The organism is Sphingomonas suaedae, from assembly GCF_007833215.1.
Taxonomy (GTDB): domain Bacteria; phylum Pseudomonadota; class Alphaproteobacteria; order Sphingomonadales; family Sphingomonadaceae; genus Sphingomonas; species Sphingomonas suaedae.
On the sequence record NZ_CP042239.1, the window covers coordinates 758,913 to 781,798 of the forward strand.

General features: G+C 66.6%; 26 protein-coding genes. 15 read left to right on the top strand and 11 right to left on the bottom strand.

All coding sequences use genetic code 11. The annotated features are described in order from the left end of the window. Positions 1 to 477 precede the first annotated feature (477 nt). The gene (locus FPZ54_RS03565; protein ID WP_145845052.1) at positions 478 to 903 is read right to left on the bottom strand and encodes an NUDIX domain-containing protein; all 426 of its coding nucleotides are present in this window, start codon (positions 901 to 903) and stop codon (positions 478 to 480) included. 895 nt (positions 904 to 1,798) lie between these two features. Between FPZ54_RS03565 and FPZ54_RS03570 the strand changes: the two genes are divergently transcribed. The 6 genes from FPZ54_RS03570 to FPZ54_RS03595 all read left to right on the top strand — a co-directional run bounded on the left by FPZ54_RS03570 (position 1,799) and on the right by FPZ54_RS03595 (position 6,891). After that, the gene (locus tag FPZ54_RS03570; RefSeq protein ID WP_145845055.1) at positions 1,799 to 2,776 is read left to right on the top strand and encodes an ArdC family protein; all 978 of its coding nucleotides are present in this window, start codon (positions 1,799 to 1,801) and stop codon (positions 2,774 to 2,776) included. Then, entirely contained in the window at positions 2,767 to 3,192 is a 426-nt protein-coding gene (locus FPZ54_RS03575) for a DUF2958 domain-containing protein (RefSeq protein WP_145845057.1), read from the top strand. Before FPZ54_RS03570 ends, FPZ54_RS03575 begins: the two co-directional genes overlap by 10 nt. Positions 3,193 to 3,315: 123 nt before the next feature. After that, a complete protein-coding gene (locus FPZ54_RS03580; RefSeq protein ID WP_145845059.1) occupies positions 3,316 to 5,112 on the top strand; it encodes a ParB/RepB/Spo0J family partition protein in 1,797 nt (598 codons plus the stop codon). Positions 5,113 to 5,572: 460 nt separating this feature from the next. Continuing rightward, on the top strand, positions 5,573 to 5,989 hold the full coding sequence (locus tag FPZ54_RS03585) for a thermonuclease family protein (RefSeq protein WP_222428346.1): 417 nt from the start codon (positions 5,573 to 5,575) through the stop codon (positions 5,987 to 5,989). Beyond that, the gene (locus tag FPZ54_RS03590) at positions 5,986 to 6,558 is read left to right on the top strand and encodes an alpha-ketoglutarate-dependent dioxygenase AlkB (protein WP_145845064.1); all 573 of its coding nucleotides are present in this window, start codon (positions 5,986 to 5,988) and stop codon (positions 6,556 to 6,558) included. The genes FPZ54_RS03585 and FPZ54_RS03590 overlap by 4 nt, the downstream gene beginning before the upstream one ends. Before the next feature lie 78 nt (positions 6,559 to 6,636). Continuing rightward, a complete protein-coding gene (locus FPZ54_RS03595) occupies positions 6,637 to 6,891 on the top strand; it encodes a hypothetical protein (protein ID WP_145849554.1) in 255 nt (84 codons plus the stop codon). On the opposite strand, the gene xth is transcribed toward FPZ54_RS03595, so the two are convergent. Further along, complete coding sequence (xth, locus tag FPZ54_RS03600) at positions 6,861 to 7,679, bottom strand: exodeoxyribonuclease III (protein ID WP_145845065.1); 819 nt, start codon at positions 7,677 to 7,679, stop codon at positions 6,861 to 6,863. The genes FPZ54_RS03595 and xth overlap by 31 nt on opposite strands. A 411-nt stretch (positions 7,680 to 8,090) precedes the next feature. On the opposite strand from xth, the gene FPZ54_RS03605 reads away from it, so the two are divergent. The 3 genes from FPZ54_RS03605 to FPZ54_RS20105 are packed head-to-tail and all read left to right on the top strand — an operon-like array spanning position 8,091 to position 8,825. Beyond that, the gene (locus tag FPZ54_RS03605) at positions 8,091 to 8,267 is read left to right on the top strand and encodes a DUF3606 domain-containing protein (protein WP_145845067.1); all 177 of its coding nucleotides are present in this window, start codon (positions 8,091 to 8,093) and stop codon (positions 8,265 to 8,267) included. A 39-nt stretch (positions 8,268 to 8,306) separates the two neighbouring features. Then, the gene (locus tag FPZ54_RS03610) at positions 8,307 to 8,537 is read left to right on the top strand and encodes a hypothetical protein (RefSeq protein WP_145845070.1); all 231 of its coding nucleotides are present in this window, start codon (positions 8,307 to 8,309) and stop codon (positions 8,535 to 8,537) included. 60 nt (positions 8,538 to 8,597) lie between these two features. Then, entirely contained in the window at positions 8,598 to 8,825 is a 228-nt protein-coding gene (locus FPZ54_RS20105; protein ID WP_239019700.1) for a hypothetical protein, read from the top strand. A 138-nt stretch (positions 8,826 to 8,963) separates the two neighbouring features. On the opposite strand, the gene FPZ54_RS03620 is transcribed toward FPZ54_RS20105, so the two are convergent. The 9 genes from FPZ54_RS03620 to FPZ54_RS03660 form a co-directional block, all read right to left on the bottom strand. Next, positions 8,964 to 9,194 carry a hypothetical protein gene (locus FPZ54_RS03620; protein ID WP_145845071.1) on the bottom strand — a complete coding sequence of 77 codons (231 nt, stop codon included), beginning with the start codon at positions 9,192 to 9,194 and terminating at the stop codon, positions 8,964 to 8,966. A 221-nt stretch (positions 9,195 to 9,415) separates the two neighbouring features. Beyond that, on the bottom strand, positions 9,416 to 9,934 hold the full coding sequence (locus FPZ54_RS03625; RefSeq protein WP_145845074.1) for a hypothetical protein: 519 nt from the start codon (positions 9,932 to 9,934) through the stop codon (positions 9,416 to 9,418). Between the two features lie 10 nt (positions 9,935 to 9,944). Beyond that, positions 9,945 to 10,148, bottom strand: coding sequence for a hypothetical protein (locus FPZ54_RS03630; protein ID WP_145845076.1), 204 nt, complete (start codon positions 10,146 to 10,148; stop codon positions 9,945 to 9,947). A 372-nt stretch (positions 10,149 to 10,520) separates the two neighbouring features. Then, a complete protein-coding gene (locus FPZ54_RS03635) occupies positions 10,521 to 14,318 on the bottom strand; it encodes an SIR2 family protein (protein ID WP_145845079.1) in 3,798 nt (1,265 codons plus the stop codon). Between the two features lie 9 nt (positions 14,319 to 14,327). After that, a complete protein-coding gene (locus FPZ54_RS03640; protein WP_145845081.1) occupies positions 14,328 to 15,227 on the bottom strand; it encodes a hypothetical protein in 900 nt (299 codons plus the stop codon). Continuing rightward, a complete protein-coding gene (locus FPZ54_RS03645; protein WP_145845082.1) occupies positions 15,224 to 16,129 on the bottom strand; it encodes a hypothetical protein in 906 nt (301 codons plus the stop codon). Before FPZ54_RS03645 ends, FPZ54_RS03640 begins: the two co-directional genes overlap by 4 nt. Before the next feature lie 147 nt (positions 16,130 to 16,276). Beyond that, positions 16,277 to 17,125 carry a DUF4238 domain-containing protein gene (locus FPZ54_RS03650; protein WP_145845083.1) on the bottom strand — a complete coding sequence of 283 codons (849 nt, stop codon included), beginning with the start codon at positions 17,123 to 17,125 and terminating at the stop codon, positions 16,277 to 16,279. A 268-nt stretch (positions 17,126 to 17,393) separates the two neighbouring features. Next, positions 17,394 to 17,873, bottom strand: a complete 480-nt coding sequence (locus tag FPZ54_RS03655; RefSeq protein WP_145845084.1) for a carboxymuconolactone decarboxylase family protein — start codon at positions 17,871 to 17,873, stop codon at positions 17,394 to 17,396. A gap of 30 nt (positions 17,874 to 17,903) precedes the next feature. Beyond that, positions 17,904 to 18,359 carry a carboxymuconolactone decarboxylase family protein gene (locus FPZ54_RS03660; RefSeq protein WP_186456907.1) on the bottom strand — a complete coding sequence of 152 codons (456 nt, stop codon included), beginning with the start codon at positions 18,357 to 18,359 and terminating at the stop codon, positions 17,904 to 17,906. Between the two features lie 163 nt (positions 18,360 to 18,522). Between FPZ54_RS03660 and FPZ54_RS03665 the strand changes: the two genes are divergently transcribed. From FPZ54_RS03665 to FPZ54_RS03690, 6 genes are all read left to right on the top strand, one after another. After that, positions 18,523 to 19,473, top strand: coding sequence for a sigma-70 family RNA polymerase sigma factor (locus FPZ54_RS03665; RefSeq protein ID WP_145845086.1), 951 nt, complete (start codon positions 18,523 to 18,525; stop codon positions 19,471 to 19,473). Positions 19,474 to 19,985: 512 nt separating this feature from the next. Further along, the gene (locus FPZ54_RS03670; RefSeq protein WP_145845087.1) at positions 19,986 to 20,306 is read left to right on the top strand and encodes a DUF736 domain-containing protein; all 321 of its coding nucleotides are present in this window, start codon (positions 19,986 to 19,988) and stop codon (positions 20,304 to 20,306) included. Positions 20,307 to 20,403: 97 nt separating this feature from the next. Continuing rightward, positions 20,404 to 21,306, top strand: coding sequence for a HEPN domain-containing protein (locus FPZ54_RS03675; protein ID WP_145845088.1), 903 nt, complete (start codon positions 20,404 to 20,406; stop codon positions 21,304 to 21,306). Between the two features lie 138 nt (positions 21,307 to 21,444). Then, positions 21,445 to 21,675, top strand: coding sequence for a helix-turn-helix domain-containing protein (locus FPZ54_RS03680; protein WP_145845090.1), 231 nt, complete (start codon positions 21,445 to 21,447; stop codon positions 21,673 to 21,675). After that, complete coding sequence (locus tag FPZ54_RS03685; RefSeq protein ID WP_145845092.1) at positions 21,672 to 22,250, top strand: S26 family signal peptidase; 579 nt, start codon at positions 21,672 to 21,674, stop codon at positions 22,248 to 22,250. The genes FPZ54_RS03680 and FPZ54_RS03685 overlap by 4 nt, the downstream gene beginning before the upstream one ends. Beyond that, entirely contained in the window at positions 22,238 to 22,840 is a 603-nt protein-coding gene (locus FPZ54_RS03690; RefSeq protein WP_145845094.1) for a lytic transglycosylase domain-containing protein, read from the top strand. Before FPZ54_RS03685 ends, FPZ54_RS03690 begins: the two co-directional genes overlap by 13 nt. Positions 22,841 to 22,886 lie beyond the last annotated feature (46 nt).

The following is a 22,886-nucleotide window of genomic DNA, read 5'->3' on the forward strand; positions in this document are numbered from 1 at the left end:
CAACCGGCCCATGAGCAGCTTCAGGCTTCCCTCCAACCGCGCCACCAGGAACTTGTTTGTGGGGCCAGCTGGAGGCGAACAATCCGGTGAAATGCGCACAATTTTGATGAGATTTGAAGCCGCCAGAATGCGCCGTGTGCGACAAAGACTTGCGCCGTGCGCCGGGTTGGTGCTTGCGAAACCTTTCCTACAGGCCGTGGATCGGGCAATCCTGCCGCGATGGATGACGAGCCCAGATTCAGGCGCATCGGTGAAGCGATCGAATATTGGGTGCTTGCCCTGCTGGTGGGGTGCGCCTTCATCGCCGGGCTGGTCGGCGCGGTCCGGTCGTTGCTCTGAGCCTTGCGAGACCTGGTAGCCGTGGGGCGTGAAGCCGGTTCGCCTGCGCGCAACCGCCCGGCGATCCCGTCACATAGGGCGAAGTTGGTGGATCGCCGGAAGCGCGTATTGCTGACATGAAGGCGCAAGCGCCTTTCTTCAGATGATCCCCGTCTCCATCGCAGCGCGAAGCCGGTCCTTCAGTTGCGGCACAGCGTCCTCATGCCGCACGAAGTCCAGCAGCGGCATCAACTCCCAGCACTGACCTTCATTGCCGAACCTGATGCGCGCAATATCGTCGTGGCCAAGAAACATCGCGCAGAAATAGGTGTCGAGTCCGCCGCTGGTGCTTGGGTGCCGCTCGATCAGGATCATGTCCGAGGGGTTCAATTTGAGACCGAATTCCTCCTCGACCTCCCGCAGTCCACCGGTAATCGGCGCTTCATCGCCCTCTCGCCCACCACCTGGCAGATCCCACATCCCGGGAAACGGGATATCGGGTTTGTCGTCTCGAAGGTAGGCGACGATATGCCCGTCATGGATCAGCGCGACCTTCGTGCCGCTAAAGGCTGTCCCGTCCCACATGCCGATGCTCCTGCGGTGAACGCCGGTACCTGATAGCGCAGTGGGGACGGTGCGATCTACCGTTACGCATCGCGAGAATGCCGACGCGAATGCGCGCCATCCGATCCCGGGCGGGCAAGCCGCGCTTCGACAAGCGAGCGCTGATGGGTTCACACCGTATGTTCCGAGGATTTGCACCTCGCGCGCACGGCGCGCGCGACCGCCGCTCTAGGGCGCTGATCCCGCCCCCGAGCCCCTCGCGGGTCTCGGCCATGCGGTGACGATCGGCTGGCGGGGCCAGCGCAGCTGGCCGGACATGGCGCGGGGCTGATGACGCACGCTGCCGGACGACGGCAGGCTCTCCCAAATCTGCGTTTGCGAGACCCCGCGTCGCCGGACAGGGTGCGGCGCCCGATCGCGGCCCCGCTGGCACACCGCCTTGCGGCCGGGCGGCGCGCCCGGTTTCGCGCCGGACGCCATGCCCCGTCCGGGCTGCGAAGCCCGGTTCGCCGCCGCTGATCCGGCCGACGCGTTGCGGAGTGCCGGTTTCCTGTTGCCGCCGGGTCGACGCGCCCGGCGGAAGGGATGCGGTCGCCGCGCGTTCGCGCGGCGGCGTTGCTCGTGGCCTCTCCCGTTCAAGCGGGGATGGGCGGCGCGCCCTGCTAGGCGCGGCCGCGGGGCCGGCAAGCCGCTGCGCGGCTCCTCCACTGCGTTCCGGCCCGGCCACCCCGTCGCTGCGCGCCGGGGACCCCGGACCGGGTGCAGGCCCCGCTCGTTGCCGCGCCTTTCCGGTCGCTCGTGCCGCCCACCCCCACTTTTCCGGGGAGGCCTTGTGCGGGGCGGGGAAGGAGTGACCGACATGCTTGCAACACGCCGTTCTGCCCGGACTGCCCGCCACACCCCCACAGGGGCGTCGATGTCGACACGGAGCGCCGCAGCGAGCCGCTGCGGCGGTGCTGCAGGGGCGCGCGGATCGGCCCATGCGCAGCAGCCGCGCCGCGACCTGTATGCCGAGGTCACCGCGTCGATCATCGCGCAGCTCGAAGCCGGGCGCGTGCCATGGGTCCAGCCTTGGGGCAGCGATGCCGCGACCGGGGTCGCCATGCCGCGCAACGCGCTCACCGCGCGCAGCTATTCGGGGATCAATGTCCTGATCCTGTGGGGCGCGGTCATCGAACAGGGCTGGCCCTCGCAATGCTGGCTCACCTTCAAACAGGCGGTCGAGGCGGGCGGGCGCGTGCGCAAGGGCGAGCGCGGGACCGGGGTCGTTTATGCGGACCGCTTCATCCCCGAGGGCGAGAAGCAGCGCGCGGCGCGCGAGGGCGGCGACGCCAAGGCGGTGCCGTTTCTCAAGCGCTTCACATTGTTCAACGTCGCGCAGTGCGAAGGGCTGCGCCCCGGCCTTGCCGACGACGCCCCGCCGCTGCCCGAGCGCGACATCGTGCCGGTCGCCGAACAGGTGATCGCAGCGTCGGGCGTCACCTTCAGGATCGGGGGGGCGCATGCCTTCTACGCGCCCGCGCAGGATGTCGTGCAGGTGCCGCCGCAGCCCGCATTCTTCGAGCAGATCAACTATTACCGCACCGCGCTGCACGAGCTGACCCACGCCACCGGCCACCCCTCGCGGCTCGCGCGCCAGATCCTCAACCCGTTCGGCTCGAAGGACTATGCGCGCGAGGAACTGGTCGCCGAACTCGGATCGGCATTCCTGTGCGCCGCGCTCGGGATACAGTCGACCGTGCGCCACGCCGATTATCTCGGCGCGTGGCTCGCGGTGCTCAGGGAAGACAATCGCGCGATCTTCCGCGCCGCCTCGCAGGCGAGCAAGGCCGCCGACTGGCTGCTCGCCCGCCATGCCGAGGCGTGCGCGCGGGAGGCTGCGCCATGTGCCTGATCCCGCCCGACCTCATCGTGGCGCTGCGCGCCAACGATAGCAACCGCCACGCCGCGATGGCGGCAGGTGCGCCGACCCCCGACCCGGTGCCTCTGGTCAAATTGTTCAACCCGTGCGGCGCGGCGACTTGGCTCGCGAGCGAACTCGATGGCGATGGCGACACGCTGTTCGGCCTTGCCGACCTTGGGTTCGGCTATCCCGAACTGGGCTGTTTCTCGCTGCGCGAAATCGGCGCGGTGCGCTTGCCCTTTGGTCTTCGCATCCTGCGCGATCCTGACTTTTCGACCCGCTTCCCGCTGTCGATCTGGGCCGATGCCGCGCGGCGCAGCGGCGGCATCGTCGGCGCGCAGCGGCTGCTCGACTTTGTCGGCAGCGCCGCAGCCCGGCGCGATCCCGAGCTTCCGCCCTCGCCATGAGGCGCGGTCGCGGGGCCGCGTCGCCACAGGCTGCGGCGCGGCCCTGAATGCAGGCGGCGATCCGCCGCCATCTCTCCGGCGCGCGCGCCTGTGGCGCGGGCCGGACCACCAAGGAGCAGACCCATGAAACTCGACCATATCCCGCTCGACCGGCTCTCGGTCAGCAAGACCAATATGCGCTATGGCAAGAAGCCGCCTGACGTGTCCGATATCCTCCCCACCGTGCGCAAGCGCGGGGTGATCGTGCCGGTGCTGGTCCGCCCCAATTGCGCGGCGGACGCGTTCGAGATCGTTGCAGGCGCGCGCCGCTTTCGCGCAGCGCAGATCGTCGCGGAAGAAACCGGCCATGCCGAGCCGATGCCGTGCGCGATCCTCGAGGCGGACGACGATGCCGCTGCCATCGAAGCCTCGCTGATCGAGAATATCGCGCGGCTCGACCCCAATGAGGTCAGCCGCTGGGAGACATTCGTGCGCCTCGTCAAACAGGGGCAGACGCCCGAGGATATCGGCGCGACGTTCGGGCTTCCCGACCTCATGGTCCGGCGCATCCTTGCGCTCGGCAATCTCCTGCCGCGCATCCGCGACCTCTATCGCGCCGACAAGCTCGACCCGGCGACGGTGCGCCATCTTACCATGGCGAGCAAGGCCCAGCAAAAGGCATGGCTGGCGCTGTACGACGACCCCGACGGCTATGCGCCGTCGGGCCATCAGCTAAAGGCATGGCTGTTCGGCGGGGCGGCGATCAAGGCGGCGACCGCCTTGTTCCCCATGGAGGGGAGCGGGGTCGCCATCGTCGCCGACCTGTTCGGCGAGGACGCCTATGTCGCCGATCCCGATGCGTTCTGGATTGCGCAGAATGCGGCGATCGAGGCGCGCCGCGACGCCTATCTCGAAGCGGGCTGGGCCGATGTGGTGATCGTGCCTGCGTCGGAACAGTTCCACTCCTGGGAATATGAGAAGACGGGCAAGCGCCGGGGCGGGCGGGTCTATGTCGATGTCCGCGCCAATGGCGAGGTGACCTTCCACGAAGGCTATGTCAGCCGCGCCGAAGCGCGGCGCGCGGCCAAGGCCGACGCGCCCGATGCGATCAAGCCAGCGCGCCCCGAGGTGACCGGGGCGATGCAGGCCTATCTCGACCTCCACCGGCACGCCGCCGTCCGCGCGGCGCTGGTCGGGCATCCGGGGGTCGCGCTGCGGTTGATGGTCGCGCACGCGATTGTCGGCTCGCATCTGTTCCGGGTGACGCCCGAGCCGCAGAACGCGCGCAGCGAGGCGGTGGCCGAGTCGCTCGAAACCTGTCGCGGCGAGAGCGTGTTCGACGAGAAGCGCCGCGCAGTGCTCGCACTGCTCGGGTTCGATCCCGAGGCCGCGACCGTCACGCGCGGCAATGGCGACGCCTATGATCTTGCCGGGCTGTTCTACCGGCTGATCGAGCTTCCCGACCCGTGCGTCATGGACGTGGTCGCGGTGGTGATGGGCGAGACGCTGGCGAGCGGCAGCGCGGCGGTCGATGCGACCGGGCTGCAGCTGGGGGTCGCCATGGCCGACTGGTGGGAGGCCGATCCGGTCTTCCTCGAACTGGTGCGCAACCGCGAAGTGCTGCTCGCGATCCTCGCCGAGGTCGCGGGCGAGCCGGTCGCGACCGCCAACGCGGGCGAAAAAGGCAAGACTCTCAAGGCGATCATCGCCGACAGCCTTGCCGGGACCGGGGGACGGACCAAGGCCGCACGCTGGGTGCCGCGTTGGCTGGCGTTCCCGCCTGCAGCCTATACCGCGCGCGGCGGGGTCGGCACGGTGGGCAGCGCTGCGCTTGCGGCAGCTGCCGCGTCGGCGGCGTCGGCAGACTTGCCCGAGGACCCCGATCCCACTGCGCCAGCGGGCGCGCGGGCCCCCGAGGACGAACCCCGGCTCGCTGCCTGATCGGGGATTGGTTCTTGGTTCACCGCCCGCGCGCGCGGCGCGCGGGGGGCTTTTCGCGTCCGTTACCGGAGGTGGGGCGGGAAAAATTTGGCCGCACGCCCGCGCCCGTGGCCGGGCGCGAGCGTGCGGCGACCGCTGGCGCGGCAGGGGAGTGGGAAGGGGGGCGCACGGGAGAGGAGAGGGGCGGCGGTGACGGCCGGGAGACCGTGCGGAGGACTGGAGCGCGGAGTGAGCGGGACGGGCATGGCGGGTGACAGGGCAGGCGCCGGTCGCTGAGCACATGGCAAGGGCCGGGAAGCTCAGCAGCGGTCCGAGAATGTGGCGTGAAGGGATTGAATTAAAGGGAGAAGGCAGGCCGTCTGGCGTTGGAAGGTCGGGGAGGGCAGGGAGCTGATCGGCACTCTCGCGCGATCGTGTTCGACGCCAGTACCGGGATGAAAAGCCGGGATTTCAGTGCCATATGGCGCGCATGCATCTGCGCCTGCGAACTCTGCTCCTGCCCGTCCTCCTCGTCGGCTGGGCGACCCCGGCCCTTGCCGACCCGTGCGAGGGCAAGCTGCCCGCGCCGGGAACGCGATTCTCGGGCGTGGTGCGCTATGTCGGCGACGGCGACAGTCTGTGTGTCGGACCGGCGCGCCAGCCCGAGCGTTGGATCGAAATCCGCCTCGCCGATTTCTACGCCCGCGAGCTCAACGCGCCGGGCGGGCGCGAGGCCAAGCGCGTGCTCGAGACGCTCACGCGGGGCCGCACGCTGGTCTGCCGCGCAGGGAAGCGCAGCTACGACCGCGTCGTCGCCCGCTGCACACTTGGCGGGGTGGCGCTCGGCGACCGACTGCGCGCTGCCGGGGTCGCCGAGGGCGGGCGCGGGCGCCGATGACGCTGGCGCTGCCCGGCCTGTTCGACACGCCGCTGCTCGCCGGGCTGAACATGGCGCCGGACCTGGTCGGCGCGGATGCGCAAGCGGCGCTGATCGCCGGGATCGATGCGAGTGGGCTGACCCCGTTCCGTTTCCAGGGCTGGACCGGCAAGCGGCTCACCCGTTCGTTCGGCTGGTCCTATGATTTCGATACCGGTCGCTTTGCGCCGACGACGCCGATCCCGGACTGGCTCGTCGATGTCCGCGCGCGCGCTGCCGCGTTCGCCGGGCTAGCCCCCGACGCGCTCGTCCAGGCGCTGCTGATCCGCTACGATCCGGGCGCGAGCATCGGCTGGCACAAGGACCGTCCGGTGTTCGAGCATGTCGTCGGCATTTCGCTCGGCGCGCCGGCGGCGCTGCGCTTGCGGCGGCGGGTCGGCGCGAAGTTCGAACGCCGCAGCGTCCCACTCGAACCGGGGTCGGTCTATCATCTTGCGGGCGAGGCCCGGCATGGCTGGGAGCACAGCATCGCCCCGCTCGAGGCACCGCGCTGGTCGATCACCTTTCGCAGCCTTGCGGTGCGGCGCTGATCGGTGTCGCAGGAGGACCCGCGCTATCCTGTTACCCCGGACCGGCGCTATTTCGTGGTGCGCGGTCGGCTGTGGCGGATGAGCAATCCTGCGCTTGACGAGGCCGAGCGTGCGCGACTGGTCGGCGAACTGATGGCGGCGCGGCGTGCGGTCGGGGCGTCGCAGCGGAATGGCGACGCGGAAGCGCTGGCGCAGGCGCGCGCACAGGTCGATCGCGCCAAGCGCGCGCTCGGCGAGCGCGGGCCGGTGTGGTGGGACGATGGCGCACCCGACTATAACCGGCGCATGGTGGCCAACACCCCCTATGCCGACTGGTTCGCCGCCCTGCGCTGAGGGCGCCGGGGCGGCGCGTCGGCAAGCTCGATCCAGACCGGCGCATGATCGCTGGTCTTCTCCCAGCCGCGCACCTGCGCGTCGACCTGCGCCTCAGCGAGCCGGGCCGCGAGTGGTGCGCTCAGCAGCAGATGGTCGATCCTCAGGCCGGCATTGCGCGCATAGGCGTTCCGGAAATAGTCCCAGAAAGTGTAGATCGTCGCGTCGGGGTGCAGCGCCCGCAGCGCGTCGGTCCAGCCCTGGTCGAGCAACCGGGAATAGGCGGATCGCACCTCGGGGGCGAACAAGGCATCGTCCAGCCAGCGCTCGGGCTTGTAGACGTCGCGTTCGGTCGGAATGACGTTGAAGTCGCCCGCCAGCATCACCGGTGCCCCCGATGCGAGCAGCTCGGCGGCATGGTCGATCAGCCGCTCGAACCAGCGCAGCTTGTAATCGAACTTGGGGCCGGGCCGGGGATTGCCGTTGGGCAGGTAGAGCGCGCCGATCAGCACCCCGTTCACCGCCGCCTCGATATAGCGCGACTGGAGGTCCTCGCGGTCGCCCGGCATGCCGCGCCGCGTCTCGTGGATTTGTCCGACGCGGCTCAGGATCGCGACGCCGTTCCAGCTCTTCTGGCCATGCCAGATCGCGTCATAGCCAAGGTCGCGGATCGCGGCCTCGGGGAATTTCGTGTCGGGTGATTTCAGTTCCTGGAGGCAGACGATGTCGGGCTGCGCCTCGGCAAGCCAGCGCAGCAGCACCGGGAGCCGGCCGTTGACGCCGTTCACATTGTAAGTCGCGATCTTCATGCGAAGACCAGCGGCATCGCGCGCCAGGGGCGGGGACGCCTCGTCATGCCGCGCGTCCGCTCCGCACGCGCGCGATCGATCCCGCCTCTTGCGCCTTCAAGATCGCGCAGCAGGGGAGGGGGGCAGCGATCGCTCGGCGAGGACGGCACGTCAGCCCAACGAGGATGGGCGGGGCATGCGGCCACGCACGCTGGGGCATCTTCCGGGCAACTGCATGAGGGGGCACGCCGGGTGAGCGGGTGCGGGATACGGAAATCGGGTGTCGCGGTCATGACGAGGACAAGTCGCGGGAGGAGGACTCGTTCCGTCGGGTCATGGACTCGCCCGGGCGTCCATCTCGCGGGAGGGCATAGCGCCGCGCAACCCGTTGCGCGGCAAGGCGTTTCGCGAACGGTAGCAAAGGAGGCCAGGATGGCAGACGACAAGAACCTGCGCGCACCCCAGGACAGCGCACGGATCGCGATGGGCGAGGATTATGAGGTCCGCTACTGGACCGAGAAGTTCGGCGTCAGCGAGGATCGACTGCAGGAGGCGGTCGACGCGGTCGGGCATAGCGCCGACGCGATCGAGCGCTATCTCAGGCAATAGGGACTTGCGCGGGGCGGGTTTCATCGGCCTAAGCGGACGATGACCGCGAGCCAGCTGCAGGACCTGATGATCGCCCGTCTCGCACTCGGTGCCGGCGGCACCCAGCGGCGCTGGCGCACGGTCGTCGGTCCCGTCCGGCTCCACGACCCTGAAACCCATGCGCATTGCAACTGGTCGGTTGCACCGAGCGGCGGTGCGCGCGAGATCGCCGAAGTCGAGCGCCTGCTCGACACGCTCCGGCTCGAGCAGCCGATCGTCACCCCGGGCTGAGCGACCGGCTCATCGGATCGACGCCCTGTTCCACGCGTTCCTCCCGCGAGGAGAAGTAGCATGAGCAGTGATCCAGAACCGGCGGACGCCGGACGCGGTCAGGCAGGTCCCAATCCGTTCGACACCGATACCGGCTATTCGGGGCAGGAATATCACCGCGATCGCGAGCAGGAACTGCTCGACGCTGAAGATCGCGACCAAGGCGCAGCAAGACCGAGCGCACCGGAGATGATCGCGACGCCGCAGCACCGCCCGAAACGGGCCATCGCGCCCGGATCGACCCGATAACCGGGGAGGTTCATGGCGCGGGGGCGGGGGCCGGCGGCGGCAATCCTGGCGAAGATTATGACAGCGACGCGCAGGGCGGCAGCGGCTATCCGCGGACCGGCTTCGAGCGCGAGACCCCCAAGGACCGCTGACCGACCACTATCGGGGAAGCTCGCCCATCGGATCACCGGTAAGCGCTGCCTGCGCGGCGCGCAGGATCAACAGCCGCTCGCTCTCGCTCGCGCGCGCGTTCATCGCGAGCGCGGGGCGGGCAATACTCAGATCCGCCCGGATATGCTCGGCGACGCGATTGAGTTCGGCGACACTCGGATCGCGTCCTTCCGCGATGCAAGCGATCACCTCTGGCGCAATCAATGTTGGTTGCGTCATCTGTCGGCCTCTCCCTCTTTGACATGGAGATAGGACGGGACGGCGAGGTGCAAAGGGGCAGGGCGCCGTCATATGCGACGAACCGCGCATCCGTGCGCCGGCATGTGCTCAGGTCGAGCTCGCCGAGCTTTTCCGCGCCATGTGCGCGGGCGACTTGCGCGACGGCATTGGGCCGAGGTTCTGGACTGCACCCGTGAGCTTACGGGGCACTTGGATGGGTGTCAGGGCCGATTGGGCTCGTCGACCGATGCACCGCGCGCGATCAGGCGCGCAGCGATCGCGCGATAGGGGAGGTGGCAACTAGTCCACGGGTGTCGCGGCTCGATGGTGGCCGCGTTCCAATATTCGGCGAGCAGGCGGCTGTCGGATACGAACGGACGCAGCACATGGAGTGCCAGGCGGACCTCGATCGTTCCCACGGCTTCGCGTGACGAGCGGTTCGCCGCCTCGCGCAGGATTTGCAGCGCGAGGTTGATCAGCGCATCGCGATGGGCTCGGCGGCGCGCGCGCTGCCTGCCGAACGGGATCGAGGCGAGGTCGATCCAAGGCGCGGCACAGTGGCGTGGGCATTTGATCGCCGCGCGTGCCGCGCGCCAGTCGGTGTTGCCGCCATTGCGCCGGACCTCGGCGATCAACGCGTCGAGTTCCCAGATTTCGGTGGCTTTGCACCCCCGACAGGTGACGCGCACCTGCGCTTCGACGCGATACAGATCCGAGAGAAACTTGGGATTACCGACCACGGCGCGCCGGTCACGCGATGACGGGGAGCGCCAGCTGTTCGCCACTACGCGCCAGCGCGGCGCGGGCGTGATGCGCAGCTCCCACCGCCTGGCGGTAATGCACGGTTCGTAGGCGCTCGGCCTCGTCGAACCCCAGCGGCGACCAGTCCTCCGTGGGATAGCAGGCGTCGTAGATCGCGCGCGCAGCTGCACGCAGCTGGAGGTCGTGCTCCATGCTCAGGCTCCATCGATGTGAACGACCGCGAATCGCGGTGATCGTGTGATAGAACAAGACGGGAACATCGGGCAATGCGGATTAGCGATCGTGATCGGCGTGCGGTGCGGGGCTTGCGGTGGCGGTCGTGTTGATTGCGAGGGCGGCGGGGCATCACGGGGTGCTGTCAGATGCAGGTCGAATTGTAGCTCTGGTCGAACCGCGCCTTGCCTTCGGGCGGCACGAGATTAAATGCTTATCTCAGACCGCTTTTGGGCCGGTTGCGGACAGGCGGGTTCTGGCCAGTGCGTTGCGAAAGCAGACACCAGCCGGGTGGGGCAACGAAGGGCGTGAATCGTGCCGGTGGCTGACCGCCAGGTTTCCGCTGATCGTTCAACCCGCGCGCCGGCGCCGCAGTTCTGACAGGCGGGGATCAGCCCGGGTCTCGGACGCCTCGGCGAGGACGTCGAGGATCTCTTCGATCTTGTAAGGCCAGACCGTCGCGTCCTCGGCAAGGATCGCCCAGAGAAGTTCGAGCATGGCGGCGGGATAAACCAGGGCGGGATGATCCTCCGCCTCCGAGCGGAGCATGAAGCCGCGCAGCATTCCCCCGCGCACCGGCACCAGCCGCGGCACGACTGCCTGCACGACCTGCGGGAACAGGTCGCCGCTCGCCACCGCAAGGTCGACGAGGCGTGCCGACATTTCCGGTGTCCGCACGGCACGGTGGTTCGGCCAGACGTCGATCAGGAACGGTACCAGGCGAGTGCGCCAATTGGCTGCGGGGTCCGCCGACCAATGCTCGAGATGCCACAATATCTGTCCGCGCAAATCCTCGTCACTCTCGACGAGGATCTCGCGCAGCTCGGCGCTGGTGACGAGTTGCTCGGGGGGATCGGCATCGGGATCCCCGCCCCAGCCGATCAGCAGGAAGCCACTGACGACATTGGCTTCGGCGCGGCGCCGCATGGGCGACATGGCCCGGGCGAGAAGGCCCGGCTTCAGCAGCTCGTAAAGCGCCCGGCTCGGCGCCCGGGCCGCCCAAAGGATGCCGTCCCACAGCGCGTCGCCATCATCGCCCTCGTCGTCCACCACCGTGAGCAGATTTGCTTTGGTCCAGTCAGGGGCGATGGCAAAGAGCCAGGTGATCTGGAACCCGAGCATCACAAGCGCATGGCGGCGCATGTCGCCCGGCAACGCGAGCAGTTGCTCATGGCGTCGCGTCCAGTCTTCCGGGAACCCCTGGCCGAGCGCACGGTCCTTGGTCGACGGGTCCTTCATGAGCAGGCTGGCGAGCTTGCCGACGGGCGCGTTCAGCGCGTCGTTCGCCCAACTGCTGTCGACGCGGTGCTTGCGGTCGTCGTCGCGCAGCGGCAGCGCGGCCATGAGCGGGTCCCACAGGCTGTCCAGCACCGAGGCGAGCTCGCCGAAGAGGCGCTCGCCCAAGCCTTGCAACCATTCGGCCGCCGGATAGGCGAGGGTGCTCAGCGCATTGGGCGACAGCGATGCGAGGCGGCCGCCGATCGCTCGGGCGAGTCGCGTGGAATCGGTCTTGCGCTTCTCGGCATGGAGGAAGGCGGTCCAGAAGGAGACCGGAACCTCGCCCTTGCGCGCGGCATCGGTAAGGGCGGCGAGCGCCCGTGCCGGCTTTTGCTCGGCGAGGCCGTTGAACGGGCGGCGCTCGACATAGTCGAAAAAGTCGGACTGGCCGGCCTGCCGCGCACGCTCGAGTATCTCTCCGATCGGCGCCTGTTCGAGCAGGCGCGGGTCGGCGTCGGTGTCGATGCTGCGGACCACCGGCGCGTGCGAGTCGGCCGCTTCCTCGCCGGAGCGCTCCGACCATCCTTCCGCGATCGGGCGAAGCGAAGCCATTTCCGCCTCGACATCGAACGAGAAGGCGACGCCTTGGTGTGACAGCCAATGCAGGCGATCGAGGCGGTAATGGGCTTCCGCCCGCGCCTTTCCGCCGCGCGTGCTGTCCGACCAGGGGAAGGTCGTGGTGAGGATGCGCTGCTCGAAGCGCGCCCGATCCTGGGGCGTGAAGTCGGTCCAGCGGTCGCGGATCGCATAGAGAAGGTCGCGCTGCTGCTCCGAGCCCCAAAAGATGTGGTCGGGGAAGCCGAGTAGCATCTCAGCCGCATTCCCCGGGGGGACGATCGCCTTGCTTGCCGCCCAGATGCGGAGACGCCCGAAGATATAATGGTCGTCCGCCGGCCATCGCGCGATCTCGCCTAAGGCATGGTCGGGCGAGATCTCGACCAGCCTCTCCATGAGGTGGAGGAACAGCGCGATGGGTCCGGTGAGGCCATAGCTGTCATAGCCGATCGGGGCGGCACCGTCGTCGGGACGCGTCGTCTGCAAATAGACATGGTCGTGGCCAGAGATTTCGGCCTCAAGCGAGCGTCCAAGGTCTAGGTTTTCGCGGAAGCGCGTGACCGCATAGGCCAGCTGCTCGTCAGGGATGGCCAGCAGCTCGTAGGGATGCGGATAATCGACATCGTAGGAGACAAGTGGGTTGGGACGGTCGCTGTCCGTCCAGGCGAGCGGATGCGTTACGCCAAACTTGCGGTCGACCTTCAGCAGAGGCCGGAACAGGGCCGCATAGTCGCGCACGCGCGCTTCCGACCAACCTTCACGCGTAACCCGCTGATTGAGGTCGAAATAGCCCCGGTCGGGGTCTATCCGGAGATCGGACCAGCTTGCGATCAGGAAGCGCCAGCCGCGCCGGATGTCGTCGGGCCAGCGATCCGGGTCCTGGCGGAGCCAGGCTTCGATCATCTCGACAATGCGCGGGTGCAGCGGACCGCGCGCAGCCGCCCACCACAGGGCGACCGGCTGATGGGCCACGCGGTGGAACCAGACGCCGAGATGGTGGAGGCGGGTGCTAAGCGGTCCGGTGAGGTTCGCCCGGTCGCCGCAGAACTCGCCGAACACGGTTTCCTGTGCATCCTCCTGATCGAAGCGGCTCGGCGCGAACGCGCTCCAGGACCCTTCGGGGACTTCGCGGTCGCGAAGCCCATCGTCCTCGTCGGCGGGCTGTGGCGGTGTGTCAAAGTCGAGCGCTAGCCTCTCGTAAGGATCGATCCGCTCGCCGGAGTCGCCATAAGGGTCGATCGGGCCAGGCTTGTCGAAGCGTTGGCGCGGATCGAGCGCGAGCAGCCAGGAGGCGGGCAGCGGTGTCTCGGCGATGCTGACGCGCCGGGCGCCTTCACGGGTCGACAGCACAAGGGCGATCTGGCCGCGTAAATGTGGGTCGAGCGCGGCGGGTCCCGCGGACGCGGTTTCGAGCAGCCCGGCGTACCAGCCATCTACGTCGCGTGCGCGCTCGGCCCAAGCGGCGAGGCTATCCCACAGGGGATCATAGCCCTTGCTGTTGTCGAACGGGATCGCCCGCACGCCGCGATGCTCCCAGAGCGCCGCGTCGTCGACGTTGCTGCCCGGCTGAAAGGCAAACAGCCGGCTGCGGTTACCGGCGTGGAGATTAAGCGCCTCGAGCAGATACTGGACGGGCGGATCATCGGCGCCATAGCCGACGAAGACGATCTGGAAGCGCGCAAGTAGCGACTGCATGAATCGGGCCGCCCAGCCGTCGGATAGATAGGCGCGGCCGAAGTCGGCGCTGGAGATGATGAACTCCTCGTCGCCCGGGCCGTGATAGTTGGCATCCACGCGCCCGTGGAGATGAACTATTCCGCCGAAGCCGACGCTGCGGGGATCGGGCAGCAATGGCGGTCCCGAGCAGGCGAGCCCGGGCGCGGCCGCTTCGAAGAGCAGGTCGAAGTTCGTTGTGACCAGCCGGACCGTCCCGTCGCGGCCGCGCGACAAGTCCACCAGGGTCCGGTGCGCGCTGAGGTCGGGATTTTCGGCAGGCTTTATGGCACGCGCGACGGCGTTCTGGACATCGCGCTGTTCGAACTCGCGTTCGAGCAGGCTGAAGATGCGGTCGGTGGCGATCAAGCCGCCGACGCCGTCGATCGGGTCGAGCTCCTCGATCCGGTGGAACAGCTTGCGGGCAAGGCTCTTGTTGCTGGCGCCGAGCAGCTCGATGACGTCGCCGCCGAGCTTGAGGAAGTCGGGCAAGCCCGCGCGGTGGCGGGAGACGCCAGCGCCACAGAAGAAGATCACGTCGCCCGCATCACGCGCGATCAGGAGATCATCGGGGATCGAGGGACCGTTGGCGAGGAAGCGCATCGGCGAAGTCTAACCCGGATCGGTCGGGCTTGCATCGCCGATCGCGCGGTCGCCTTCCTCCGCGGGCTGCGGCACGCGCCAATCCTCGCCGACATAGGCGCCGGAGCCGCGCAGTACGCCGCGCGCGGTGTTGGAGATGATCTGAAGGTTAGCGTCGGCGCTCAGCACGCCGTTGAAGTATGTGCCCGTGGCGGCGAGCTGCATGTCGACGACATCGTTGACGCGGAGCGGCAACTTCTTGCCCGTCTGTCGTCCGATGCGGACCCACTCCATGTAATAGAGAAGCATGCACAACGAGTAACGGAAGGCGAACTGGCCCATGGCGTCGCGCAGCAGCATCGGCGCGCGGCGGCCGGGCTCCTGATTCTGCAGGATGAAGCTGCCGGTCGTCTCCTTGAGAAGATCGAGGAGCTTGCGGCGGGTGCCGTCCGTCACGTCCTTCATGGTGCGGATTTGCATGAGCTCGGCCTGCGTGAAGTCCTTTGCCGCAGAGACGAGTCCGGGCTCGAGCGTGGACACTTCCTCGGTCAGCCGCGCCATGATGAACTGCGCATCCGCCTCGTGCTGCGTCATCTCTTCGGCCAGGCCGAGCGGTGACGGTAGTACAAGCAGTCGGCGGGACAGGTCCGTCAGGTAGGCCGTCGCCTCATAGTCGAACAACAAGTGAGCCTGCTCTTTGGAAGCAATGTTTTCGCCCAGCATCTCGTGGGTGCGGCGCAGGGCATAAGACTGCTGCGGATAGTAGGCGACGATCTGCAGCGATTCCCGTGAGGTCGACAGCGCCCTGGTCTTTCGCATCTCGACTAGGGTCTGGTCCGACAGCGCGATCGCATGGTCGCGCGACGCTTGCAGATAGGCCTTAAGGCCGGGGTGGCGCAGGGCGTTAGAGTCGGCGAGCAGCGTGATCATGCGGGCGATGAGATATTTCCCGCCTCGCCGCAGAACAGAAGCCGTTCGAGGTCGGCCTGGCTGGGCACCGCCCCCTCGTCGACCATCTTGATGAGCGCATTCCGCAGCAGGACGAAGCTTTGCACCAGCGCGCCGAGGTCGGCGTCCTGCGCGGTGTGCGCGGCTTTCGACCGGGCGTTGTAGAGGTTCGCGACAGTCTTGAACGTCTCGAGGCGCTTCGGTCCAGCCGGCTCGAGATAAGCGGCGATATGGGCCGATACGCGAAAGCGGAGCTCGGCGCGCGATGGAGCGAACAGCTCCTCGAGTGCGCCCCAGGCGGTCAGCAGAGCGGATGCAGGCCGGCCGCGGACGGTGCAGGCATCGGCCGCGCGAAGCGCGAGGTTCAACGGCGGACAGGTGCGCAGTAACTCGGCAGTGCGTGGCCAGACGTCCTTGATCCACGACAGCGTCTCGACGCTCAGCCGGGCGATCTCCTCGGCGCCGGCGTGGAAGATGCGCGGCTCGACTTCGAACGGTTGCAATGACGGCTCGCGTTCGGATGTGGCGGCGGCATCAAAAGGGACGTCGGAAATCACGGGAACCATAAGATAGGCATACTGGCCTAGCCGCAGGAGCGCGGCGATCAGCCAGATTGCGTCCTCGGCGCTCAGGCCTCTCGGCAGCTTGCCTGCGGTGGGAACCGCCAGCTCGACCTCGACGTCGTAGCCGAACCCGCCCCCTGCGGCGTGCCACGGCGGCGGGTGCGGCCTTCCTTCGGGTGCTCTGGTAAACGCCATCATGTTCGCAGCGAAAAGATGAGCGTAAGTGGATCGTAGGACGATGCCGTGCCCCAAATCCAGCGGTTCGCCAACATAGGTAACGCGTGACAGGCCGGCAAAGATCGTCGCGGGAGATTCGCTCATTACGCTTGTCTACAGGTGCGGCACCGATGCACGAAATGGTTCTCGCGACATGACCCTCGAGCGAAATCAATCTGACGCCCGCTTTTTGGGTAATCTATGAATGGAGTCGAATGACCGATCTTGAGGCACAGAGCAGACGTGACTCATTTAACGCGGGTTTGCGATGGACTGGACCAGTGTCGCTGATCCGGCGGCGATCGTCCCGCTCTGCTTCGCGATCGACAGATTTAGCTGCCGCACTGGTGTCTCGTCGCGAGTGTGAACGAGCGTGATGCCGCCATCCCCGGCCCCGACGCCGACCGCAATATCCGCGGCGACCGGCAACCACATCTCGACACGCGGGTCGTTGAGATCGGTGCATCCCGGCGCGGTGAGCTTCACCACGGGTCGGCTGCCGACGATGAATTGTTTCCGCGGCTGGCAAATCCGCAGCACGGCGATGCCGCGGCGTTCCAGCACTCCCATTACATTGGCCTTGAACCCGAGAAGGGATTGTACGCGGACATTACGGATCGTGCGGGCCTTGGCCTCCGGGGTCGCATAGGTTTCAATCTCGGCGAGGCGATGCGGCAAGGCGGCGCGCAGCTCATCGAGAAGCTCATCGATCATGCGGCTCGCTTCTTCATCGCTCGTGCAGGCGCGCTGATTCTCGGGCGTGCGGCGCCATTGCATAAGGAAGAACAGGTACCAGAGCCGCATCTGCCCCTGTGACAGCACCGGAACCTGACCGCGGCGAGCGGGCCCGGTGATAGCGTTGATCACGCCGACCGCCTCGCTTTCTAGGATCGAGAGCGCGCGCTCCATCGACGGGTCCTTGATGCCGGACTCAGCAAGGGTACTGTAGAGGTGGTTCTGGAGGAAGACCTCGGCGGGGCGCGCGCGGCGAACCATTGTCGGCTTCTCCTGATGTTTGCACCAATAGAGCCAGCCGTCCGCATCGGCGAACCCGTTCAGGATCATCTGGGGTACGTAATGGTGGCGCTTCGGAACCGACATTCGAATGGATTCTGACAAATGGTCGGTCGAGCGACAAGTTCGATCAGAGCCTGGACGCCGGATTCGAAGGCAGGCTAGATACAAAGGATTTGTACGGCGGCTCCTGTCGTTGCGCCGGCGGGGTCGACTGACGACAGCTTTCGGGGTCAGCGGACGTTAGGGCAGACGACCGATCGTAGGGCGCTTAGCCGCCGCCCCGCGATCTCGAGTGAGCGGCCGCTCATCGCATTTGAGCGCTTATGAGCGACCGCTCGTCAAAGACACTCGATCAAGTCAGGCCCGACTTATCCAGCCCAAATGCCTTGTCCTGCGAACCAGGCACGGACTGGAACGCGATTGAAGCCCGATTCCAGGCGTTTATCACCATCACCATGTAAGTGAGGTACACCAACTCATCTTCCGAAAATTGCGCGCGAGCCTGCGCGTATATCTCGTCTGACACGCCAGGTGGCGACAGGCGAGTGAGTGCTTCGGTCCATTCCAACGCGGCGCGCTCGCGGTCGCTGAACAAAGGTGACTCTCGCCAGGTCGCGACGTGATGAAGGCGAAGCTCGCGCTCGCCATACAGCTTGGCCTGTTTGACATGCATATCGAGGCAGAAGGCACAGCCATTACGTTGTGACGCGCGAATCTCGACCAAGCTCAAGATGGTCTGCTCGACGGTGCCCTTCTTGAGCGCAAAGGAAAGCTCAGTCAGCTTCTGCGTAAGCGCCGGCACCTGGCGCATGTGATCCAACCGTTCGGTCATGCGGTGTAACTCCAACTTATCGAGGGTGGGTCAGGCCTTGGCTCTGACCGGCAGCCGGAACGGCGCGCCGAGGCGGTTGAAGGCGTTCATCGCTGCGATCGCGATTGTCAGGTCGACCAGATCACGCGGTTCAAACACCGCCGCCGCGGCGGCATAGGCTTCGTCGGAAGCATGGGTCTCGCTGACCTGCGTTACCTCCTCTGCCCAGGCGAGCGCCGCGCGATAGCGGGGCTCGAACAGGTGCGGCACTTCCGCCCAGACCGGCAGCAGCACGACTTTGTCGAGCGGCATGGTCTTGAGCAGGTCGCGGGTGTGCAGATCGATACAATGCGCGCAGCCGTTGATCTGCGACACCCGCAGGAAAATGAGGTGGACCATCTCTTCCGGAAGGTTAGTGCCGGTCGTCACATAGTGATGTACGCCGAACAGCGCCTGTGCGCCCTTGGGCGCCACCTCGTGCCATACCAGCCGTTTGATCTCGCTCATGTCATCGTCCCTTCGCAGCAGCGTCCAATCGACGCTCGCTGCACTGACGACACGGGCCGCGACAGCGTGACATGGCGCGTGAAGAGTTTCGATTTTTGCGCAGGCATGTCACATTGGCGCTGCGTGCCTCGTCACATCAGGCAGACCAAGGAGGCGGCACACGATGACGAGCAACGAAGGCGAGGCGACTGCAGGTCGGCAGGTCCATCAGGCCGCGCGCCTCTCCGATTTCCAGCGTGAACGTAAGCGGCTGGTCCGCCTGGCCTATCGGATGCTTGGTTCGTTCAGCGAAGCCGAAGATGTGGTGCAAGATGCCTGGTTCCGATGGGAACAGGTCGACGGCGGCATCGATTCACCGGCCGCCTATCTGACCCGGGTGGTCACCCGACTGTGCCTCGACCGCCTGAAATCCGCACGCGCACGCCGCGAAATTTATGTCGGCCCGTGGCTGCCCGACCCGCTGATGGAGTCCAGCGATCCCGAAGAGGTAATAGCCGACGACATCACCGTGACCCTGATGCTGGCGATGGAGCGTTTGTCGCCGCTCGAACGCGCAGCCTTCCTACTGCATGACGTGTTTGAGACGCCGTTGAGCGACGTCGCGCTGACGCTGGGCCGTGAGCCCGCCGCAGTCCGCAAGCTGGCCTCACGTGCGCGCAAGCATGTTCAGGCTGCCCGGCCGCGCTTCAACGTCGAGGCGGCCGAGGCAAAGCGGATCACGCAAGCCTTCTTCGATGCCAGCCGCGATGGCGATACCGCGGCCCTTGCATCGCTACTCGCCCACGATGTCGAGATCCATTCGGACGGCGGCGGCAAGGTTCTCGCCTTCCGTAACATCATTCGTGGCCTTGACCGCGCGCTGCGCCTGTTCGCAGGGCTACGACGCAAGAACGCGCCTGCGCCGCGACTGCTGCATACCGCTGAGATCGATGGGCTGCCCGGCTACGTCAGCATCGATCGGGGCGTGGTTCAAACGACCGCCCTCGATATACGCGACGGCAAGATCACCGCGATTTACATCGTCCGAAACCCTGAGAAATTGAAGCATCTGACCCGCGATATGATTGACGGCACGACGTCCGCTTCCGGGGCGCGTGACACTAGTGCGCAGTGACCGCTATTGGGGCGCAAAGCTGCCGATCGGAACGCAGCCGCGAACGATGGCGGTGATTACGACATGGTTACGAGCGTTTGGATGTTCGGGCCTCAGCGCACGCAATCTTGGTCCGTACACTCGATCACTCATCGCTTCTCAGGCTATTAGCAGTTACGGTTGCGCTGGCGGGTCGCGCTGGATCGACAGCTAGGGGCACCCACCTTTTCTGAATTGCACGTCGGTGAGTGACCTCGGCAGTAGAATTGCTTTCTCCTAATCTCGCCCGTGGATTGGCCGGCTCCTGTGCATGTACCTGGTACGGTCGCGCACCGTCCGAAACCATCGCGTGACGACTCATTTCCCCGCCCGCTGAGGCGGGCTCCTCGCGGTCGCTTCGCTTCAAATGAGCCGCATCGCTCCGGTCCTGCGCTGTTCGCTGCGGCCCTTCGGGTTCGCCGATCCGCTGTCTCCGTCCCCTTGGTCTGCCCATCGCCCGGCATTCCGCGGGGCGAAGCACAAGGAGAATTATCATGGCTGCCATCGGTTACGTCACTCGCGACGGCAACGCCTTCAAAGGCGAACTCAAGACCCTATCGATCCGGGCAGACATCCTGATCACGCCCAACGATCGCAAGACCAGCGACAATCAGCCCGACTATCGCGTGACTTCGGGCGGGGTCGAAGTGGGAGCCGGCTGGCTTCGCCGCAGCGAAACCTCGGGCAAGGACTATGTGTCGCTCAGCCTCGCGGCACCTGAATTCGGACCTCGTCGGCTCTATGCCAATCTCGGCCGTGCCGCCGGCCAGACCGATGACGACAGCTACGCCATCATCTGGAATCCGGCCGACTGAGCGTACCGATCCCCGCGCCTTCGGGCGCGGGGTTTTCTCCGTTTTCGCTTCATGTTGCCGTTGTTCTCGGCAAGAAGCCCGCTAGGATTCGACGCCCATGAAAACCGATCTCGACCATCTTCCATCGGCCAAGCGCCGCGATCTCGACCGGATCGTCGAGATTCTGTTTGCCGAGTTCGAGGACGCGACGCGCCTTGCGACCCAGCAGTGGAAGAAGCAGGGCCGTATCCTCAAGGTGATCCTCTACGGCTCTTACGCGCGTGGCGACTGGGTCGCCGATCCGGTCGGCGGATATTATTCGGATTACGATATCCTCGTCGTCGTCAGTGACGAGCGCCTTACCGACACGCTCGATTATTGGGCGAAGGCGGCGGACCATCTCTCGCGGGAATATGCGATTGCCAAGCGGCTCTCCGCACCTGTCAATTTCATCGTTCACAGCCTCAAGGATGTGAACGATCAGCTCGCGCGCGGTCGCCCGTTTTTTGCCGATATCGTGCGCGATGGCGTCGCGCTGTATCAGCTGGACGGGAACGCCTTCGATGCGCCGAAGGCGCTCGATCCTGCCGCCGCGCGCGCGGAAGCCCAGACACATTTCGATCAATGGTTCGCCAGTGCGAATGCTTTTCTGAAAGGCGCAAAGCACGGCATTGCCGATGGCGAGCATAAGTATGCTGCGTTCAATCTCCACCAGACGGCCGAGCATCTCTATCACACAATTTTGCTCGTCCTGACGCTTTACAGCCCCAAGTCGCACAAGCTCAATTTCCTGCGCGATCAGGCCGAGAATGTCGCGCGCGACCTCATTCCGGTGTGGCCGCGCGACACCAAATTCGCGCGCCGCTGCTTCGAATTGTTGCAGCAGGCCTATGTCAATGCGCGCTACTCGCCGCACTACAAGATCACCCGCGAGGAGCTCGACTGGATCGTCGAGCGCATTGAGCTGCTCCAGTCCGAGGTGAAGATCCTGGCCGAACAACGGCTCGCGCTGCCCGGCTGAGCGCCCGTTTCGGGCGGGGGGCGGGGGGTCGAATTCGCCCATAGGCGTTTTCGACCCTGCCCGGCGGGGGCCGGCTGCGACAGATGAAGTGCCGCGCGAAGCGGCATGGGGCCGCTTCGGTGCGGAGCAAGCCCTTCAATGGATTATCCAGACGATATCGATCGCGCCGGTCGCGCCAAGCGCGGCTCGCCCTTCCTCAATACCGATCAGGCAGCGGCCTATCTCAAGATCTCGGTGCGCGGTCTGAAGCGCCTGCGCCGGGCAGGGAAGGGGCCGGTGTTCCGGCGCCATAGCCGCTTCGTCCAATATCACATCGAGGATCTCGACGACTGGAGCCGCGAGCATAGCGCGCGGCAGATCGAGCCATGAGTGCGCGTCGGACCTCGACTGGCGACGCGCCTTTGTTCGCGTGGGGCGAGGCCCTTCGCGCCGCCAAGCGAACGCGGCGTCTGCGCGTTGCCGCCCTCGCGATCGGCGCTGGCGTGCTCGCGCTGGGTGCCACGATCGTTACGCCGCCAGCCCCCCGGCTGTTGTGGAACGCCAGTGCGAGCGCGCCGATCGGGCTCTATCGGGTTGAGCCCGGCAAGCGTGCAGCAGTCGGCGATATGGTCGTCGCGCGCATGCCGCTGCCCTGGCGGCGGCTTGCCGCCGTGCGCGGCTATCTGCCGCAGAATGTGCCGCTGGTGAAGCGCGTCGCCGCCGTCGCAGGCAGCGAGGTCTGCGCCTCGGGGGCAGCGATCCTCGTCGACGGCCGCGCGGTTGCGCGGCGGGTTCGTCATGACGCGCGGGGGCGGGCGATGCCGTGGTGGCGCGGCTGTGTTCGCCTGTCTGGTGGGCAGCAACTGCTGCTGATGGACGCGCCCGCGTCGTTCGACGGGCGCTATTTCGGGGTGACAGAGGGCTCCGACATCGTCGGACGCGCGGTGCTGATATGGCGCCGCTGAAGACGATTTTCGTGGCCGTCGCACTGGTTGCGGCAGCGCCTGCACACGCCCGCAGCGTCGAGCGCTGGCGACCTTATGTCGAGGAAGCGTCCGCCCGATTTGATGTGCCCGTCGACTGGATCGAGCGCGTGATGCGCGCCGAGAGCGGGGGGCGCACCCGGCTTGGCGGCCGCCCGATCCGCAGCGCAAAGGGCGCGATGGGGCTGATGCAGCTGATGCCTGGAACCTGGGCCGAGGTGCGTTCGACCCTGGGGCTTGGCACCGATCCCGACGATCCGCGCGACAACATCCTTGCAGGCACCTTCTACCTGCGCGCGATGTACGATCGCTTCGGATATCCCGGCTGTTTTGCCGCCTATAATGCAGGCCCTGCGCGCTATCGCGCGTGGCTCGCGGGCAAGCGATCGCTGCCCAGCGAGACCATCGGCTATCTGGCTGCGGTCGGTGCCAGAGTGCCACAGGAAGCGGCATCGACGGGTGATCGGCCCGGCATGTTCGTCGTGCGCCGCAACCCGGATCGTGCGCCAGATTCAGCGTCTTCCGGGGCGGATGGCGCGGCGATCTTCTTCCTGCGCAAGGTGCCGCAATGATCGTGAGCGGGGGAGGGGGCGTCTCGGTCGGCCAAGCATGACGGGC

Excerpts from the sequence above, each read along its gene's own strand:
- FPZ54_RS03675 (WP_145845088.1), top strand. The coding sequence starts at position 20,404 with ATGAAAACCGATCTCGACCATCTTCCATCGGCCAAGCGCCGCGATCTC.
- xth (WP_145845065.1), bottom strand. The coding sequence starts at position 7,679 with ATGAAGATCGCGACTTACAATGTGAACGGCGTCAACGGCCGGCTCCCG.
- FPZ54_RS03575 (WP_145845057.1), top strand. The coding sequence starts at position 2,767 with ATGTGCCTGATCCCGCCCGACCTCATCGTGGCGCTGCGCGCCAACGAT.
- FPZ54_RS03680 (WP_145845090.1), top strand. The coding sequence starts at position 21,445 with ATGGATTATCCAGACGATATCGATCGCGCCGGTCGCGCCAAGCGCGGC.
- FPZ54_RS03585 (WP_222428346.1), top strand. The coding sequence starts at position 5,573 with ATGGCGCGCATGCATCTGCGCCTGCGAACTCTGCTCCTGCCCGTCCTC.
- FPZ54_RS03670 (WP_145845087.1), top strand. The coding sequence starts at position 19,986 with ATGGCTGCCATCGGTTACGTCACTCGCGACGGCAACGCCTTCAAAGGC.
- FPZ54_RS03595 (WP_145849554.1), top strand. The coding sequence starts at position 6,637 with ATGAGCAATCCTGCGCTTGACGAGGCCGAGCGTGCGCGACTGGTCGGC.
- FPZ54_RS03570 (WP_145845055.1), top strand. The coding sequence starts at position 1,799 with ATGTCGACACGGAGCGCCGCAGCGAGCCGCTGCGGCGGTGCTGCAGGG.
- FPZ54_RS03645 (WP_145845082.1), bottom strand. The coding sequence starts at position 16,129 with ATGAGCGAATCTCCCGCGACGATCTTTGCCGGCCTGTCACGCGTTACC.
- FPZ54_RS03610 (WP_145845070.1), top strand. The coding sequence starts at position 8,307 with ATGACCGCGAGCCAGCTGCAGGACCTGATGATCGCCCGTCTCGCACTC.
- FPZ54_RS20105 (WP_239019700.1), top strand. The coding sequence starts at position 8,598 with ATGAGCAGTGATCCAGAACCGGCGGACGCCGGACGCGGTCAGGCAGGT.
- FPZ54_RS03580 (WP_145845059.1), top strand. The coding sequence starts at position 3,316 with ATGAAACTCGACCATATCCCGCTCGACCGGCTCTCGGTCAGCAAGACC.
- FPZ54_RS03590 (WP_145845064.1), top strand. The coding sequence starts at position 5,986 with ATGACGCTGGCGCTGCCCGGCCTGTTCGACACGCCGCTGCTCGCCGGG.
- FPZ54_RS03630 (WP_145845076.1), bottom strand. The coding sequence starts at position 10,148 with ATGGAGCACGACCTCCAGCTGCGTGCAGCTGCGCGCGCGATCTACGAC.
- FPZ54_RS03660 (WP_186456907.1), bottom strand. The coding sequence starts at position 18,359 with ATGAGCGAGATCAAACGGCTGGTATGGCACGAGGTGGCGCCCAAGGGC.
- FPZ54_RS03620 (WP_145845071.1), bottom strand. The coding sequence starts at position 9,194 with ATGACGCAACCAACATTGATTGCGCCAGAGGTGATCGCTTGCATCGCG.
- FPZ54_RS03565 (WP_145845052.1), bottom strand. The coding sequence starts at position 903 with ATGTGGGACGGGACAGCCTTTAGCGGCACGAAGGTCGCGCTGATCCAT.
- FPZ54_RS03635 (WP_145845079.1), bottom strand. The coding sequence starts at position 14,318 with ATGCGCTTCCTCGCCAACGGTCCCTCGATCCCCGATGATCTCCTGATC.
- FPZ54_RS03640 (WP_145845081.1), bottom strand. The coding sequence starts at position 15,227 with ATGATCACGCTGCTCGCCGACTCTAACGCCCTGCGCCACCCCGGCCTT.
- FPZ54_RS03655 (WP_145845084.1), bottom strand. The coding sequence starts at position 17,873 with ATGACCGAACGGTTGGATCACATGCGCCAGGTGCCGGCGCTTACGCAG.
- FPZ54_RS03690 (WP_145845094.1), top strand. The coding sequence starts at position 22,238 with ATGGCGCCGCTGAAGACGATTTTCGTGGCCGTCGCACTGGTTGCGGCA.
- FPZ54_RS03605 (WP_145845067.1), top strand. The coding sequence starts at position 8,091 with ATGGCAGACGACAAGAACCTGCGCGCACCCCAGGACAGCGCACGGATC.
- FPZ54_RS03650 (WP_145845083.1), bottom strand. The coding sequence starts at position 17,125 with ATGTCGGTTCCGAAGCGCCACCATTACGTACCCCAGATGATCCTGAAC.
- FPZ54_RS03665 (WP_145845086.1), top strand. The coding sequence starts at position 18,523 with ATGACGAGCAACGAAGGCGAGGCGACTGCAGGTCGGCAGGTCCATCAG.
- FPZ54_RS03685 (WP_145845092.1), top strand. The coding sequence starts at position 21,672 with ATGAGTGCGCGTCGGACCTCGACTGGCGACGCGCCTTTGTTCGCGTGG.